This window comes from Curvibacter gracilis ATCC BAA-807, assembly GCF_000518645.1.
Taxonomy (GTDB): domain Bacteria; phylum Pseudomonadota; class Gammaproteobacteria; order Burkholderiales; family Burkholderiaceae_C; genus Curvibacter; species Curvibacter gracilis.
Genome location: NZ_JADZ01000012.1, coordinates 136648 through 152873, shown reverse-complemented (window position 1 = coordinate 152873; position 16226 = coordinate 136648). Strand labels below are relative to the sequence as shown.

Sequence of the window (16226 nt, the reverse complement as noted above, 5' to 3'; positions counted from 1 at the left end):
ACATGGGTGGGGCCTCGTCAGCGGTTGGTCACCGGGTAGACGCCCTGGGGGCGCCACAGCAGCACCGCCACCATCAGGGCGATGTTGGAGAACAGGGCCAGCTTGGGCAGCAGAAAGCCGGTGTAGTTGGCCATCAGGCCCACCAGCAAGGCCCCGATCAGCGCACCCCCGGTCGAGCCCAGGCCGCCGATGATGATCACGATGAAGATCAGCACGTTCACCTGGGCGCCCATCTGGGGCACCACGTTCTGCTGGTACAGGCCCCACATCACGCCGCCCAGGCCGGCCAGCGCACTGCCCACCACGAACACGCCCACGAACAGGCGCCGGATGCGGTAGCCCAGCGACTCGACCATCTCGCGGTCCTGCACGCCGGCGCGGATCAGCAGGCCGATCTTGGTGCGGTTCAGGGTGTAGGCCAGCACACCGAACACCAGCAGGCCCACCACCACCGCCACCACGCGGTAGCGCTCGATGGCCGCATCGCCCCACAGCCAGGCGCCGCGCATGCCTTCGGGCAGGGGCAGCGGGATCTGCTGCGGGCCCCAGATCACCTTGATGATCTCTTCGCCGATGATCATGCCGCCCATGGTGATCAGGATCTGCTTCAGATGCTGGCCGTAGACCGGGCGCACGATGAAGCGCTCAAAGGCCAGGCCCAGGGCCCCGGCCACCGCCATGGCCACCAGCATGGCCGGGAACACCGCCACCAGGTTGCGCCACAGCTCGGCCGACTGGGTCCAGTCGGTCATGCTGCCGAGCACGCTGGTGGCCACAAAGGCCCCCAGGGCGATGAACACGCCGTGGCCGAAGTTCAGCACATCCATCAGCCCGAACACCAGGGTCAGGCCCGAGGCAATGATGAACACGATCATGCCCATGGCCAGGCCGGCCACGGTCAGGGTCAGCCAGGTCGAGCCCGAGCCCACCAGGGGCAGGGCCAGCAAGGCCAGCAGCGGCACCAGGGCCAGCGGCTTCCAGTCCAGGTCTTTGAAGTTGATATCGAAGTTCATAGCGCCAACCCCAGCAGCGAGCGCTGCAATGCTTCGTCTTCGGCCAGCTCGGCCATGCTGCCGGCGTGCACCACGCGGCCGTCGTCCATCACGGCCACGGTGTCACCCAGGCGTTTGGCGAAGTTGATGTTCTGCTCGACCAGCAAAATCGTGACGCCGCTGGCCTTGAGCTGGGCAAAGGCGTCGATCATGTTGTTGATCATCACGGGCGCCAGGCCTTTGCTCGGCTCGTCGATGATCAGCAGCTTGCGCGGCTCGACGATCGCGCGCGACACCGCCAGCATCTGCTTTTGCCCGCCCGACAGCTTGCCGGCCGGGTGGTTCCAGAACTTCTGCACCGCCGGGAACAGGCCGAAGATCCATTGCAGGCGCTGGTCGTCGATCTGCGCCACGCGGCTGGCCTTGCGCGCCGCGAGCAGCATGTTCTCTTTCACGCTGAGGTCGGAGAAGATGCCCATGTTCTCGGGCACGTAAGCGATATCGAGCCCCGCAATGTGCGGCGTGTGCATCTTGCTGATGTCGCGCCCGTCGAAGTGCAGGCTGCCCTGCGAGGCCTGCCACAGGCCCATGATGGTGCGCAGCGTGGTGGTCTTGCCCGCGCCGTTGCGGCCCAGCAGCATGGTGAGCTGCCCCCGGGGCACGGCCAGGTCCACCCCGTGCAGGATGTGGTAGGCCCCGATGTGGGTGTGCACGCCCTTGAGTTCGAGCAGGTTTGCGCTTGGGTTCGTGCTCATGCCGCCTCCTTGGCCACGCCCAGGTAGGCCTCTTGCACCACCGGCAAGGCGATCACCGTGGCCGGGTCGCCGTCGGCCACCAGGGTGCCGTTGTGCAGCACGATGATGCGGTCGGCCAGCTCGCGCACCACATCCATCTTGTGCTCGACCAGCAAGATGGTCTTGCTCTTGTCTTTTTTGAGCGCGCGGATCAGGTTCAGGATCACCGGGGCCTCGTCGTGGCTCATGCCGGCGGTGGGCTCGTCGAACATGAACACCTGGGGCTCCAGGGCCATCAGCAAGGCCACCTCGAGCTTGCGCTGGTCGCCGTGCGGCAGGCTGGACACCAGCACCTCCTGCTGGTGGGCCATGGCCACGTCCTGCAGGATCTGGTGGGCGCGCTCGGTGAGGGCGCGGTGGTCGCTCCAGATGCTCCACAGGTTCAGGCCATGCCGGTGGGCGCCGCTGCGCGTGGCCTGCACGGCCAGGCGCACGTTCTCCAGCACCGTGAGGTTGGGGAACAGATTGGTCAGCTGGAAGGCGCGCCCCAGGCCGGCCCGCGTGCGCACCGACACCGGCGCGTGGCTCAGGTCTACCCCGTTGAGGTGCACCGAGCCACTGCTGGCGGCAATCTGCCCCGACACGAGGTTGAAGAAAGTCGTCTTGCCGGCACCATTGGGGCCAACGATGGCGGTCAGCGTGCCGGGTGCAAAACTGCACGAGACAGCATTCACCGCCACGTGCCCGCCAAAGCGGACCGTGAGATCTTGGGTTTGCAGCATGGTCGGTTGTTCCTGAACCCGCCCCGGGGCCGGGGTGGTGTTGCGGGAGCGTTGCGGAAGCGTTACGGGAAGGCAGGTGCCGCGCGGCGGCGGCACCGTGGACGATCAGCGCTTGTTGCGGATCGGAACGTTCATCTCTTCAGGCTTGATCTCGCGCACCAACTCGGGCACGCCCCAGGCAAAGGCCGGGTCCACCTTGATCTTGAAGTGGTACATGCTCTGCAACGCCTGGTGGTCTTCCTTGCGGAAGGTCATCTTGCCCTTGGGGGTGTCGAAGCTCATGCCCTCCATGGCCTTGATCAGCTTGTTGGTGCCGGTGTCGCCATTGGTGGTCTTGAGCGCCGTCACCACCGCCATGGCCGCACTGAAGCCGCCGGCCGTGAAGAAATCAGGCGGGGTCTTGAACTGCTTGTAATGCTGCGACACCAGGGCCTCGTTGACCGGGTTCTTCGGGATGCCGAAGTAGTAGTAGGTGGCGCCTTCCATGCCGGGGAAGTTCTTGTACGAGGCCATGGCCGGCAGGATGTTGCCGCCGGTGGCGATCTCGATGTTGTAGCGCTTGAGGTCCAGATCGGCGATCTTGAACGGGTTGCCGGCACCGGCCCAGATGATGAAGATCACCTTGCGGCCCGGCAGGTCCTTGAGCTTGTCGATCAGGCGCTGGGCACCGGCGGTGAAATCGGTGGTGCTGGTGGGCAGGTACTCCTCATGCACCAGCTTGGCGGTCTTGAGGGCGTCCTTGAAGGCCTTCACGCCATCGCGGCCGAAAGCGTAGTCTTGCGCCAGGGTGGCGATGGTGACGCCGGGCTTGTCGAGCGCCACGGCGTTCGAGATCGCATCTTGAGAGCTGTTGCGGCCGGTGCGGAAGATGTACTTGTTCCACTTGTCGCCCGTGATGCTGTCGGCCACGGCGGGCTCGACGATCAGCACCTTTTTGTACTCCTCGGCCACCGGCAGCAGGGCCAGCGCCACGCCCGACGAGGTGGGGCCCACCGCCAGGTCGGCCTTGTCATCGGAGTAGGCCGAGGCCAGCAGCGACTTGCCCAGATCGGGCTTGCCCTGGTCGTCCTTCTCGAGCACCACCAGCTTGCGGCCATTGACGGCCATGGTGCCGCCGGTGGCGTACTCCAGGCCCATCATGAAGCCGGTCTGGGTCTGCTTGCCGTAGGCCTCCAGGGGGCCGGTCTTGCTGTAGATGTGGGCGATGCGGATATCGCCCGACTGGCTGAACGCCGGGGCGGCGCTGAAGGCGCTGCAAACCAGTGCGGCGAGCGCGGGCAGGCCGATGAGAGCACGACGGTGCATGGATGTCTCCTGTTGTGTTGGCTGTCGGGCACCATCATTGCACAAGCTGTGCCTGCTTGTAAGTGATTGATTTTTCTTTGTTTTTTCTTGTGAACAACTGTATTTGCCTGAATTTCAGGCAATCGGACTGTCTGTTTTTTAAACACATGTCTTAAATTAAAACATCGGCAACAGACCTCGACAGCAGGGACACCCGAACCTCAAGCTCGAAAACCACGGTGTACCGTGCTCACCCCCCGCCACCGGCGTGGTGACGCTCTTGCCTTGGGGTAGCATGCCGATTTGTAACAAAATGCATACACCTCCACTTCAGCAGCCAGCCACGCCTGCGGTGAATGGCATCCACCACCCACCGGGGCCTGGCTGCACCCGAGACGCCTGTGCAGACCATCAGCGTGCGCCTTTTTGGGGATGACCATGAGGGCTGATCTCGCATCTGCCCTTCGCTCGCGCCTGTCTCTCACCCGGGGAGACAGTTACGGCGTGCTCCTGCTGTTGCTGCTCGTCGTCGGCGGCTGGTTGCTGCTCGACTTCGCGCAGGAGCGTGATCGCATCGTGGCCGAGCGATCAAGGTTGGCGATCAACAAAAGCCAGTTGATGAACCGGGCCTTCGGCGACACCTTTCTGGCCGCCGACTACGTGCTGCGCGATGTGCTCGGCCGGGTCCACATGGGCAAGGACCTGGCCTTCCCTCAGCCCGACACCGAGGTCTCTGCACGCCTGGAGACCTTGCTCAAGGAGAAGGTGCTCACCGTGGCAGGCCTGACCGATCTGGTCCTGTTCAACGGCGACTGCATCTTTGCCGCCACCGCCAACTACCCGACCCGGGGCACCAAGAGCCGGCAACGCTTTTGCAGCGATGACCGCGTCGAACCAGGGCAAAGCCTGCACGTCCAGTACATGCCACCGGTCAACTCGGCCTCGGCCCGCCCGGTGGTTTTGATGTCGCGCACCGTGGGCTCGCCGGCGGGCGTGCTGCTGGGCGGCGCCATGGTGGTGGTCGACCTGGAGTACGCCCAGCAGTGGATCAGCGACATTGAAGTGGGCCAGGGTGATGTGCTGGCCCTGGTCGACTCGAATGGCACGCTGCTGGCGCGCAACCCGCCTCTGCCCGAGGCGATCGGTCTGCGCACATCACCTCCGCCGAATGAGCCGTCCTTCAGCCAGGTGGAGGGCAGTGCCACGTTCACGGCCGTGTCGCCCATCGATGGCCGCGAGCGCATCATCGGCATGAGCCGGCTGGAGCGCTTTCCCTTCATCGTCATCGTCGGTTTTGACCTGGCGCGGGTGCTGTCCGGTTGGCAACACCGGGCCTGGCAGTTTGCCGCCGGCTATGTCCTGCTGTCGGGGCTGTCCCTGCTGGCGCTGCGGGTGCAGCGGGCCACCCGGCGTCAGCGCGAGGAGATGCGCCAGCTGGCCAATACCGACACACTGACCGGCATGGCCAACCGCCGCCACCTCGTGGACATCGCCGACCGCGAATTCGGCCGCGCCCGGCGTTACGGCCATCCCTTGTCGGTGCTGATGCTGGACATCGACAAGTTCAAGACCATCAACGATCGCTGGGGGCACCCCACAGGCGACCGCGTCATCCAGGAACTGGCCCAACTGACGAGCTCCGTGATCCGGGGCCAGGACCTGTGTGGGCGCCTGGGCGGTGATGAGTTCGCGCTCCTCCTGCCTGAGACCGACGCCTCAGGTGCCCAGCTGATCGCCGAGCGCCTGCGCGCCCGGGCCGAGGCCTCTGGCACCGTCCGAGCCGGAGACGGCACGGTGGTGAGGTTCACGGTCAGCATCGGTATCGCCTCGCTGAGCCCGGAAGACGCCTCGTTCGACGCCCTGCTGCAACGGGCCGACAAGGAGCTTTACCAGGCCAAACAAGGCGGGCGCAACCGCTCGGTGCTGGCGGCCAACATCGCCGCCTGATCTGACACCAACCGCCCCCTTCACCCCTGCCTGAAACCACGCAGCACCTCCAGCACCACCTCGGTGGCCGGCTCCAGCGCACCGCTGCGCCAGGCCAGCCCCAGCGGGCGCCACAGGGCCGGGCGCAGCGGCAGCATGCGGATGCGGGGGTCGGGCGGCGCTGCGGTGGCCTCGTGCGGCAGCAGGGTGGCGCCGTAGCCGGCCGCCACCAGGCTTTTGATGGCGTCGTTGTAGTTGAGCTCGATGCGGGCCGTGGGGCGCAGCGCGGCAGTGGCAAACCACTCCGCCGTCAGGCGTGACAGGCGGGTGCTGGCGTCGTTGAGGATCAGCGGGCGCTGCACCAACCAGGCCGGCGTGATGCGGGCGGGCGTCTTCTTCCAGGCGGCCGGCACGAAGGCCATCACTGGGTCGCGGCGCCAGGGTTCCACCTGCAGGCCGTCGGTGGTCGGTTGCGGCAGGGCCACCAGGCCGATGTCCAGTCGGCCCGAGGCCAGGCGGGCCAGGGTCTCTTGCGAGGTCAGCACGGCCACCTGCACATCGATGCCCGGCTGCTCGCGGCCCAGTTGCTCCAGGGCCCGCGGCAGCAGGTGGGCAATGGCCCCGGTGGAGGCCCCCAGCCGCACCCGCCCAGTGCGGCCCAGCACCTGCCCACGCACCTCGTCCAGCGCCTGATCCACATCGGCCAGCAGCCGCCTGGCCCGCACGATCAGCGTCTCGCCAATGCCCGAGGGGCGCACCTGGCCGCGCTGGCGCAGCAGCAGCGGCGCACCGATGCGCTCCTCCAGTTCGGCCACATGCAGGCTGACCGTGGGCGGCGCCAGGTTGAGGGCCCGTGCGGCTGCAGCGAACGACCCGAGGTCGGCAATCGCCACCAGGGTGCGCAGTCGGTCCAGGCTCAGTTCACGCATGACGTTCAGTTTTCACAAACAAAGACTTCATGAAATTCAACTTTTCTTATTTTAGGCAGGGCTGGAAGATCCGGGCCAACAACCCTGGAGAGACTTCATGCAACCTATTGTCTTCATCGACGGCGACCAAGGCACCACCGGCCTGCAGATCCACGAACGCCTGCGCGGCCGCACCGACCTGCGCCTGCTGACCCTGCCCGAGGCCGAGCGCAAAGACCCGGCCCGCCGGGCCGAGGCCCTCAATGCCTGCGACATCGCCATCCTGTGCCTGCCCGATGCCGCCGCCCGCGAGGCCGCTGCCCTGGTCCGCAACCCCGCGGTGCGCCTGATCGACGCCAGCTCGGCCCACCGCACCGACCCGCAATGGGTCTACGGCTTTGCCGAAATGGCCCCGGGCCAGGCCGAGCGCATCGCCCAGGCCCAGCGCGTGAGCAACCCCGGCTGCTACCCCACCGGCGCCATCGGCCTGCTGCGCCCCCTGGTGCAGGCCGGCCTGCTGCCAGCCGACACCCCGCTGAACATCCACGCCATCTCGGGCTACTCAGGCGGCGGACGCGCCCAGGTGCAGGCCTTTGAGACCGCCACCGAAGGCCACCGCCCCCCGGCCCTGCAGGTGTACGGCCTGGGCCTGCAGCACAAGCACACGCCCGAAATCCAGCAGCACGCCGGCCTGAGCACCCGCCCCGCCTTTGTGCCCGCCTACGGCGCCTTCAGACAAGGCATCGTGCTGACCGTGGCCCTGCACCTGCGCCAGCTGGCCCCCGGCACCACCGCCGGCACCGTGCACCAGGCCCTGGCCCGCCACTACGCCGGCCACCGCCATATCGAACTGCTGAGCGCGGACCAAGCCCAGGCCCAGCAGACCCTCGACCCCGAGGCCCTCAACGGCAGCAACCAGCTGCGCCTGGCCGTGCTGGGCCAAGACGCCCCCGACCAAGTGCTGCTGGCCGCCGTGTTCGACAACCTGGGCAAGGGCGCATCCGGTGCCGCCGTGCAGAACCTGGACCTGATGCTGGGCCTGGGCGCAGTCTGAACAGACTGAAGGCATGCCCCGAAGAGTTGCCCCCGAGGGGCTTGCCGGGGATTGTTCGGAACTGTATATTCATACAGTTACCATCCAACACCCCCAAGGAGAAACCATGATCGACCACATGACCTTTCGCGTCACCGACATCCAACGCGCCAAGACCTTCTACAGCGCCGCCCTCGCCCCGCTGGGCTACAGCCTGAGCTTCGAGGGCAACTTCGGCATGAACATCCTGGGCTTTGCCTACCCCGATGCGGCAGAGCCCGAAGGCAAGAAGGCCGATGTGTGGTTCATCGACGGCCCCTCCCCTTACGGCGGCGCCCCCGCCACCACGGGCTGCCACCTGGCCTGGCGCGCCGCCAACCGCGCCCAGGTCGATGCCTTCTACCACGCCGCGCTGGCCGCGGGCGGGCGCGACAACGGCGCCCCGGGCCTGCGCCCCGACTACCACCCCCATTACTACGGCGCCTTTGTGATCGACCCCGAGGGCAACAACATCGAAGCGGTTTGCCATCTGGCGGAAAGCGTCAGCTGAAAACTGACGCCCGCAACAATGGTGCTGCAAACTGTTGCACTCTCACGGATCAATCGTTATGGATCTGCGCCAAGGGCGAGGTAGTCTGAAGAAGCTGTCACACCTCATTGCATGCACACCATGACCTCGGAAGAAATCAATATTGCTGCTTTTCTGAAATTGATCCGATTTGCGGAGCATCACACCGACAGTGACGATGTCTATTTCATACTCTACGGCGGTCGCCAAAAATTCAATGACACCAGCCGCCACCCCAACCAGGCCATCACCGCCTGGGGTCACACCTCCACTGCTGCAGGCGCCTATCAAATTCTCTATTCGACTTGGAAAGAGGAAAGGGACAGAGGAGTGGTGATTGACTTCAGCAAAGCTTCACAAGACAAGCTAGCCCGCTCAAAGTTGCAAAGTCGTGGCGCTCTGCCATCGATACAAAAAGGCGAAATAGAACGAGCCATTCCATTTTTGCGAAGCGAATGGACTTCGCTTCCAGGCGCGAAACAGTCCAAGATGACCATGGCACAGGCCCGCGAGCGATTCGACCGCTACGTGCTTGCATTAAGCAAGTCATGAAACAAATCCGCACTCCACGAGCGAGCTGGCTACCTGCATTGCTCTTATCCTTGGGCGGGCTAAGCGCCACAGCCCAAGCTCAGCCCCAAGCCAGCCCTGGCCCGGAACAAACCGGTTTTTTGAGTTGTGGCCCGGCCCGTTTCGAGGCCAGTACCCAATACCTCGATTTGCCTGACCACGACCGGCAAGTGGTGGCCCAAAAACTAGGGCGGCTGGGCACAGGCAGCACGCCGCCTCACAGGCTGCCGCACGAGGGCAGACCGCTGAAACAGCCCTTTCTGCGGCAGACCCCGGTGCTCGATGCCTGGGTCAGCGGCTGGGCTTGCCTGGTCTCGGCTGATGGGCAACACCATTACCTTTACCTGCTGTACGCCTGCACCGAAAGCCCGCATCGCCCAGCCTGCACGGGCACTGAGCGGGAATGGCCGCGCCTGCTGGATCTTTCCGGCCGCCCTTTGAACGCCGGCTTTGCGCGCACCGGGCCACGCACACCCCGCCTGATGAAAAAGCTGGGGCTTGGCCGCTACCTGCGGGAGGGCGTGTCCTTGAAGGACGTCACGGCCCAGGATCCGTGAACCGACCCAAGGCCTCAACCCAGCCGTTCATACAAGGTAGCCCGCGAGATCCCCAGCAGCCGGGCCGCAGCCACCATGTTGCCGCCGGTGGCCTGCAGGGCCTGAGCGATGGCCTGGCGTTCGAGCTGGGCCATCTGCTCGGCCAGCGGGCTCAGGCTGGCAACTGGGGCGCCCTGCCCATCGGCCAGGAAGGTTGCCCCCAAACAAAGGCTCGGTTATCCGAGCCTTTGAAAGGGGTGAGGAAGGCCTCAGGCCAACGCGAATTCTGCGATCTGCTTCTCCGCCAGCTCATCCACCAGGATGACCTCTTCCGCCTGAAATTCACGCCGTATCTCGGCAAATGCGGCGTAGCGCTTGAGGTCGTCTGGCGGGGGTGCCGCTACGGCAAACAGAACCTCCTGGGGCAACAGTCGGTGCCGGCGCAACCGCTGAATCCGCTGCAACCAGTTGCCACCGTGGTCATAGATCCCCATCGGTTCCTTCTGGTTCAGGTTGAAGGGCTTGATGATTTTCGAAATCTGCTCGCCACGTTGCTGCACCAACGGAAAGCGGACATGGACCTCGCCATTGCCGACCCTCGCGGGCCTGAAAGGCTGCGGAAGGTCGAGGGCGCTCAACAAAGCTCGGATTCGCTTTTCCATCACCTGCTCGATGTACTCGGCCGAAGCAAATGAACGGTCGACATAGTGCTCGAACTGCTTGAGCAACTCGGCAGCCGGATCAAGCGTCATCACCATGCGAGCCGGTCCAAATCGGACCAATGCCTCCCGCGGATGCACCAGGCTTTCAAAGACCTGCCGAAGGTAATCAATCTGCCCGGCGCCTGGCGGTGCCTCGGCCACCATCTCGGCAATGCGCTGCAACTCTGTTTCGATGGCCTGCACGGCGCGCTGGTACACCTCCTTGGGCAGCTCGTCAAAAAAGTCGGTGATGCGCTTGTGGCGTCGCGCCTGCAGTTGGAATCCGAAGTATTTCGTGCTGGGGCAAATGAGTACGACCCCCACATTGGCGAACTCGCCCGTTTCGCTGTAAGGCATGAACTGAACCACGGCATAACGACACGCGACTGGTTTCATACCGTTCTCCATAGTTCAGAACTTGCACATCGGGCCAACAACGCCAAGGCGGCATCTCGATCGAACCTGGCGGGGATATCGAACTCTGAATTCTCCCATAACCATGCTTCTGGGGCGGTGCGACAGGCCAGATCGGCAGCGGGCAGAGCCTCGCACAAGCGTCGTTCGTAGTGCGCCCTGGTGACCAGGTCCTCCGTGACTCCAACCCATTGCTCAGAGAACAAATGATCGGCCAGAAAATCCGCCGCAACAAACCCAGGATCCAGAGCATTGTTGTGATCGATCACCGCCACAGCCTGCTGCCCGCCATCCCACAGAAGATTCGGGTTGCCCCTGGTGCGATCCGTGTTGTGCACCCACCAGTCGAAAACCAGAATGTCACATTGCAGCGCCTTCGCAACCTGGCCTGCCATCCCCAGTTCCATCCAACTGGCATTTGCACATCGACGGGAACCAAACGAGGGCAGTGAGCCCAGATGCCGCCAATCGGGTGGCAGTTCGCGCACCAGATCCTCATCGAGTTGCACCAGGCAAAACGGAGGAATGGGCAAGCCCATCGCTGCCCAAGATGTGCACAAATCCACTCCCGCCACAGGCTGGCTCGATTCGTTTGCTGCCCCTTGACGTAATACAACAGTCCATCCGCTCCCCGACAGAGGAAGGGGCGAGCCTGTCCTTGTACGCTGGGGCCCAGCACTTCAACGATCTGCAACACAGGGGCTTGATCTTGCATGGGAGGAGCTGGCCGACGACCTGGTGCCAAGGGTCAGGAGCGTCTTTCTTGGAAAGCTGACTTCAACGACTTCGAAGCTTAAACGATGGAACTGCGAACCGCGTCTGCTTGCGCTTCACGCATCTGGCGTGGCCAAAAGCGGATCAGCGCGCAACCGTCAGGCACTCGAGATGTTTCTGGCTCCACTGAGCATCCTGCAGTTTGATGATGCCGCCGCATGGGCCTACGGCGATCTCCGCGCCGATCTGGAGCGCCGCGGCACCCCGATTGGCGCGCTCGACACCCTGATTGCCGCCCACGCCCTGGGTCAGCCGGCCCGGCTGGTCACCAACAACACCCGTGAGTTCGCCAAGATGCCCGGCCTGCAGCTGGACAACTGGGCCGCTGCGACTTGATGTTCAGGCCGCATGGGTGCCTGACGCTGGCGACGTCAGCGCAAGCAGCCATCCAACAGGGCCGGCTGTGGTACTGGCCAACACGGGTCCAGCAGGTCGCGCCCCACAGCGAAACCGTTTGCCGCCTTCCGCCATGAGGGCATGAATGCCTCTGGCTCCGACGCACGGCAGGCCGCAGGGCTTGGCGAGGGCGATAGCCCGATAGCCTGCCTGCTTAGAATCTTTGGATGGCCCACCCACACGCTCTGATCAACCCTGCGATGCTGCGCTGGGCGCGCGATCGTGCGGGCCTGGACGTGAGCGCGGCGGCCAGGATGGCAGGCGTCCAAGCCGAACAGTTCCAGCGCTGGGAAGACGGCGAATGGCAACCGACCTTCAGGCAGGCACAGCAGATCGCCAACAGCTTGCACGCCCCCTTCGGCTATTTTTTCTTGAGCCAGGCCCCCATCGATGAGCCCTTGCTGCCCGACTTGCGCACCGTCGGTGGCATGCCTGTTGGCAAGCCCAGCCTGAACCTCACGGAGACGGTCCGACATGCTTTGCAGCGGCAGGCCTGGTTCGTGGAGTATCTGCAAGAGCAAGGCGCTCAGCCATTGCCTTTTGTGGGCCGTTTCAACACCACATCCCACGTGGCGCAGGTGGCTCAGGACATCCGCGCGGTGCTCGGCGTCGACATCGAACAGGGGGCCAGCCACTGGGAACCCCACTACCGTCACCTGATAGAAGCCGCCGAGCGAGCGGGTGTCTTGGTGATGCGCAGTGGCATCGTCGGCAACAACACCCGTCGCAAACTCGACGTGGCTGAGTTCCGGGGCTTTGCCATCAGCCATCCGCTGGCGCCTGTCGTCTTCATCAACGCCAGCGATGCCCCCTCGGCGCGCTTGTTCACGCTGTTGCATGAATTGGCCCATGTCTGGCTTGGCAGCAGCGGGGTCTCCAACGCGGCCCCGGGCAACACCCGGCACGAAGAGATTTTCTGCAACGCCGTGGCGGGTGAATTCCTGGCCCCCTCCGAACTTTTTGCCAAGCTCTGGCCCCAGGCCTCTCCAGACTTGGGCACGCGCGTGGCCGAACTGGCACACCGCTTCCATGTCAGCCGCTTCGTCGTCATTCGTCGAGCCTTGGATCTGGGCCTGGTCGATCACGGCACCTATTCGGCCTTCTACCGTGCAGAGCTGGACGCTTTTCGGGCTGCAGAGGGCGGGGGCGGCAGTTTTTACCGGAATGCCGGTGCCAAAAACAGCCCCCGATTTGCCCGCGCCGTCATCGCCGAGACATTCAGCGGGCGACTGCTTCTTCGCGAAGCGGGCAGGCTGCTGGGGGTTCAGCCAGCCCAGATCCGTGACTTGGCCCAACAGCTTGGCACATGACCTATTTGCTCGACACCAACACGCTCATTGAAGCCAAGAATCGCTACTACCGCATGGCGGTCTGCCCGGCTTACTGGCGTTGGATCCAACGCTGCCAGCACAGGGGTGTGTTGGTCAGCATCGAACCGGTCGGTGCTGAACTTCAGCGGGGCCACGACGAGCTGGCGCAATGGGCAAAAACGCAGGATGGACTTTTTCTGCCTGTTGCGGACGCCGCCACTCAACAGGCCTTTGCCCAGGTAGCGGAGCATGTGGTGTCGCAGTCGGCCAAGATGAAGCCGGGCGCCCTCGAGGCGTTTTTCGACGGAGCCGATCCATGGCTGATCGCCAAGGCAATGACCCTTGCTGGCGCTGTCATCGTCACGCATGAACAGTTCAACCCGGAACTGCGCCGCAAGTACACCATTCCCAACGTGGCCAAGGCCTTCGGCGTGACCTGCATCGACACCTTCGAACTGCTCAGCCGGACAGAGGCACGCTTTGTGTTGGAGCACTGAACAACGCCCCCTGCAGCGTCTCCATCGGGAACCCGGGGCACCCACGCCAAGTGGGTGGCCCGTGGGCTGAATCAGTCAACCAGGCCTCAACCCAGCCGTTCGTACAAGGTAGCCCGCGAGATCCCGAGCAGCCGGGCTGCAGCCACCTTGTTGCCGCCGGTGGCTTGCAAGGCCTGGGCGATGGCCTGGCGTTCGAGCTGGGCCACCTGCTCGGCCAGCGGGCGCAGGCTGGCAGCGGCCGAGCCCAAGCCCGGCCCCACGGCGGGCGGGGCCGAGGGTGTGGGCACCGTCACCCGCACCGGGGTCAGGCCCGAGTCCTGCAGCACACGGCTGAGCAGCGCCAGGTCCAGCGGGCCGCCCTCGCTGCGCAGGGCCGCCTGCTCCAGCACGTTGCGGAGTTCGCGGATGTTGCCGCGCCAGGGCTGGGCCTGCAGCAGGGCCAGGGCCTGGGGCGTGAGCTCGGGTGGCGGGCTGCCGTTGCGCAATGCCATGTCTTCGCCCAGCACCTCGACCAGGGCCACGATGTCGCTGGCGCGCTCGCGCAGCGGCGGCACACGGATGGGCAGCACGCCGATGCGGTAGTACAGGTCTTCGCGGAAGCGGCCCTCGCGCACCAGGGCCAGCAGGTCGCGCGAGGTGGCGGCGATCACCCGGGCATCGAAGGGCAGCAGGCGGTTCGAGCCCAAGGGTTCGATCTCGCCCTCCTGCAGGGCGCGCAAGAGCTTGGCCTGCAGGTTCAAGGGCATGTCGCCGATCTCGTCGAGGAACAGGGTGCCGCCATCGGCCAGCCGGAACTTGCCCTCGCGCCCCTTGCGGTCGGCGCCGGTGTAGGCCCCGGGGGCCACGCCGAAGAACTCGGCCTCCAGCAAGGTGTCGGGCACGGCGGCGATGTTCACGCTCACAAAGGGCCCGCTGGCGCGTGACGAGGCGGCGTGCACGGCGTGCGCCAGCAACTCCTTGCCGGTGCCGGTCTCACCCAGCAACAGCACCGGGCTGGCCGACTGCGCGGCGCGGCGTGCCTGGCGTTTGACCTCCACCGCGGCCGGGCTGGTCCCCACAAAGCTGGCAAAGGTGTACTTGGCACGGCGTTCGCCATCGGGGGCGCCGAGCTGGCGCTTGCGCTGCACCGCCAGTTCGCGGCGGGCATCGTCCAGGTCTTGCTGCAGGCGGGCGAACTTGCTGATCAGGGGCTTGAGCGTGGTCTCGGGGTGGTCGAACAGCACGATGCCGATGGCCCCGATCACGCCGCCCGCGTCGTCGCGCAGCGGCAGGCGGCTGACCACGAAGGTGCCGGCCTTGTTGGTGAGCAGGTCGATCAGGATCGGCTCGCCGGTTTCCAGCACGCGCCGCATCTGGGTGTTGTGGATCACGTCCTCCACCCGGTGGCCCAGAAACTGGTCGATCGACGAGAAGCCCAAGGCCGGCAGAAAGCGCCGATACCCTTCGTTGACCCAGACGATGCAGCCGCTGCGGTCCACCAGGAACATGCCCTGGCTGATGCTCGAGAACAGGTGGAACATCGACTGCGCCGCCAGCGCCAGGATGCTGTCGCCGTCCAGAGGCAGTACATCCGATGAAGCACCCGGCACGACGTCCGGGACGGGAGCGGCCGGCGCAGGGTCCGCGATGGCCGTGGCAGGGTCTGAGTGAGAGGGCGCTGGCATGCCGCGATGGTAGCGCGGCAAGCCACAGCTCAGCCGCGGGTCAATCCGGGCTACCGCCGATCACAGCAGGCCGGCCTTGATCAAGGTGAGGCGCAGGCTGTTGAACTCGTCGTCGACGAATTGGCTGAAAGCGTCGCCGGTGAGCAAGGCTGGGGTCCAGGCATGCTTGTCCAGCATGTCCTGCCAGCTGCGGTGACGGGCGGCGGCCACGATGCGGTCGATCAGGTCTTGGCGCTGGGTGGGTGTGATGCCCGGCGCCCCAAACAGGCCACGCCAATTGCCGATCTCCACCGGCAGGCCGAGCTCCTTGAGGGTGGGCGCCTCCAGCCCCGGCAGGCGCTGGGGCGAGGTGACTGCAATCGCGCGCATGCGGCCGTTCTGGATCGATTCGGCAAACTCGCTGTAGCCGCTGCCCCCTACCGTGACATTGCCGCCCAGCAGTGCGGCCGTCGCCTCGCCGCCGCCCCGGAAGGGCAGAAACTGCAGACGGGTCGGATCCACGCCCACGGCACGGGCGACCAAGGCCGCTGCGATGTGCTCGGTCGAGCCGCGCGAGCCACCGCCCCATTTCACGCTGGCAGGGTCTTTCTGCAACTGGGCCAGCAGATCGGCCATCGACTTGTAGGGCGAGTTGGCCGGCAGCACGAACACATTGAATTCGGTGGCCAGACGAGCCAGCGGCGTGGCCTGTGACAGCGACACCGGCGGCTTGCCGGTGATGATGCCGCCCAGCATGACCGAGCCCATCATCAGCAGGGCTGTCGGGTCGGCACGTCGGGTGTGGACGAACTGGGCCAGGCCGATGGTGCCGGCCGCGCCACCCTTGTTGTCGAAATGCACGGCACTGGCGCCACCGCTGTCGAGCAAGGCCCGGCCGAAGGCCCGGGCGGTGGTGTCCCAGCCGCCGCCTGCGTTGGCGGGCACCAGCACACGCAGAGGGCCTGCCGACGGGGCCCCGTGCGCCGCCCCACCCATGCTGCCGCCCAGGGCAAGGCCCGGCAACGATCGGATGAATTGGCTTCGACGCATCATGAGGTTTCCCGTTCTGTCCTGGCAGGGCTGCTGGTGGCGGCATTTTGCCGCCAAGCATTGTGCCCTGCGCAGAACGGGAAACACCCCCCCGGCGCGCCCGGGGGG

Annotated in this window: 16 protein-coding genes and 2 pseudogenes; 8 read left to right on the top strand and 10 right to left on the bottom strand. The window is 65.3% G+C overall.

Annotation, left to right across the window (positions count from 1 at the left end; all coding sequences use genetic code 11):
- Positions 1 to 17: 17 nt before the first annotated feature.
- From L880_RS0110415 to L880_RS0110400, 4 genes are all read right to left on the bottom strand, one after another.
- Positions 18 to 1013 (bottom strand): branched-chain amino acid ABC transporter permease, encoded by a 996-nt coding sequence (locus L880_RS0110415; protein ID WP_027475632.1) that lies wholly within the window; start codon positions 1011 to 1013, stop codon positions 18 to 20.
- Positions 1010 to 1747, bottom strand: coding sequence for an ABC transporter ATP-binding protein (locus L880_RS0110410; protein ID WP_027475631.1), 738 nt, complete (start codon positions 1745 to 1747; stop codon positions 1010 to 1012). Before L880_RS0110410 ends, L880_RS0110415 begins: the two co-directional genes overlap by 4 nt.
- Complete coding sequence (locus tag L880_RS0110405; RefSeq protein ID WP_027475630.1) at positions 1744 to 2508, bottom strand: ABC transporter ATP-binding protein; 765 nt, start codon at positions 2506 to 2508, stop codon at positions 1744 to 1746. The genes L880_RS0110410 and L880_RS0110405 overlap by 4 nt, the downstream gene beginning before the upstream one ends.
- A 105-nt stretch (positions 2509 to 2613) precedes the next feature.
- Positions 2614 to 3813, bottom strand: coding sequence for a substrate-binding domain-containing protein (locus L880_RS0110400; protein ID WP_027475629.1), 1200 nt, complete (start codon positions 3811 to 3813; stop codon positions 2614 to 2616).
- A 483-nt stretch (positions 3814 to 4296) separates the two neighbouring features.
- Here L880_RS0110400 and L880_RS0110390 point away from each other — a divergent pair, with 483 nt between their 5' ends.
- The gene (locus L880_RS0110390; protein ID WP_245615067.1) at positions 4297 to 5739 is read left to right on the top strand and encodes a sensor domain-containing diguanylate cyclase; all 1443 of its coding nucleotides are present in this window, start codon (positions 4297 to 4299) and stop codon (positions 5737 to 5739) included.
- A 20-nt stretch (positions 5740 to 5759) separates the two neighbouring features.
- Here L880_RS0110390 and L880_RS0110385 read toward each other — a convergent pair whose 3' ends face one another.
- Positions 5760 to 6647: a LysR family transcriptional regulator gene (locus L880_RS0110385; RefSeq protein WP_027475627.1), complete on the bottom strand. Its 888-nt coding sequence runs from the start codon at positions 6645 to 6647 to the stop codon at positions 5760 to 5762.
- A gap of 97 nt (positions 6648 to 6744) precedes the next feature.
- Between L880_RS0110385 and argC the strand changes: the two genes are divergently transcribed.
- The 4 genes from argC (at position 6745) to L880_RS0110365 (ending at position 9354) form a co-directional block, all read left to right on the top strand.
- Positions 6745 to 7680 carry an N-acetyl-gamma-glutamyl-phosphate reductase gene (argC, locus tag L880_RS0110380; protein ID WP_027475626.1) on the top strand — a complete coding sequence of 312 codons (936 nt, stop codon included), beginning with the start codon at positions 6745 to 6747 and terminating at the stop codon, positions 7678 to 7680.
- A gap of 106 nt (positions 7681 to 7786) precedes the next feature.
- Complete coding sequence (locus L880_RS0110375; protein WP_027475625.1) at positions 7787 to 8209, top strand: VOC family protein; 423 nt, start codon at positions 7787 to 7789, stop codon at positions 8207 to 8209.
- A gap of 120 nt (positions 8210 to 8329) precedes the next feature.
- Positions 8330 to 8779, top strand: coding sequence for a glycoside hydrolase family 24 protein (locus L880_RS34360; protein WP_169737748.1), 450 nt, complete (start codon positions 8330 to 8332; stop codon positions 8777 to 8779).
- Positions 8776 to 9354, top strand: coding sequence for a hypothetical protein (locus L880_RS0110365; RefSeq protein ID WP_157462777.1), 579 nt, complete (start codon positions 8776 to 8778; stop codon positions 9352 to 9354). Before L880_RS34360 ends, L880_RS0110365 begins: the two co-directional genes overlap by 4 nt.
- A 14-nt stretch (positions 9355 to 9368) precedes the next feature.
- On the opposite strand, the pseudogene L880_RS34920 reads toward L880_RS0110365, so the two are convergent.
- The 3 genes and pseudogenes from L880_RS34920 to L880_RS32155 form a co-directional block, all read right to left on the bottom strand.
- Positions 9369 to 9515 (bottom strand): annotated as a pseudogene (locus tag L880_RS34920) (helix-turn-helix domain-containing protein); the annotation flags it as partial.
- 87 nt (positions 9516 to 9602) lie between these two features.
- Positions 9603 to 10430, bottom strand: a complete 828-nt coding sequence (locus L880_RS0110355) for a DUF3037 domain-containing protein (RefSeq protein WP_027475622.1) — start codon at positions 10428 to 10430, stop codon at positions 9603 to 9605.
- A pseudogene (locus tag L880_RS32155) lies at positions 10427 to 11163 on the bottom strand (HipA family kinase). The gene L880_RS0110355 and the pseudogene L880_RS32155 overlap by 4 nt, the downstream one beginning before the upstream one ends.
- Positions 11164 to 11291: 128 nt before the next feature.
- On the opposite strand from L880_RS32155, the gene L880_RS0110345 reads away from it, so the two are divergent.
- The 3 genes from L880_RS0110345 to L880_RS0110335 all read left to right on the top strand — a co-directional run bounded on the left by L880_RS0110345 (position 11292) and on the right by L880_RS0110335 (position 13425).
- Entirely contained in the window at positions 11292 to 11558 is a 267-nt protein-coding gene (locus L880_RS0110345; protein WP_027475621.1) for a PIN domain-containing protein, read from the top strand.
- Between the two features lie 227 nt (positions 11559 to 11785).
- Positions 11786 to 12928: an ImmA/IrrE family metallo-endopeptidase gene (locus tag L880_RS0110340; RefSeq protein WP_043329143.1), complete on the top strand. Its 1143-nt coding sequence runs from the start codon at positions 11786 to 11788 to the stop codon at positions 12926 to 12928.
- Positions 12925 to 13425, top strand: coding sequence for a DUF4411 family protein (locus L880_RS0110335; RefSeq protein ID WP_027475619.1), 501 nt, complete (start codon positions 12925 to 12927; stop codon positions 13423 to 13425). Before L880_RS0110340 ends, L880_RS0110335 begins: the two co-directional genes overlap by 4 nt.
- A gap of 86 nt (positions 13426 to 13511) precedes the next feature.
- Here L880_RS0110335 and L880_RS0110330 read toward each other — a convergent pair whose 3' ends face one another.
- Together L880_RS0110330 and L880_RS0110325 are read right to left on the bottom strand one after the other, a co-directional pair.
- Positions 13512 to 15089: a sigma-54 interaction domain-containing protein gene (locus L880_RS0110330; RefSeq protein ID WP_281174760.1), complete on the bottom strand. Its 1578-nt coding sequence runs from the start codon at positions 15087 to 15089 to the stop codon at positions 13512 to 13514.
- Positions 15090 to 15149: 60 nt separating this feature from the next.
- A complete protein-coding gene (locus L880_RS0110325; RefSeq protein WP_027475617.1) occupies positions 15150 to 16118 on the bottom strand; it encodes a Bug family tripartite tricarboxylate transporter substrate binding protein in 969 nt (322 codons plus the stop codon).
- Positions 16119 to 16226: the final 108 nt, after the last annotated feature.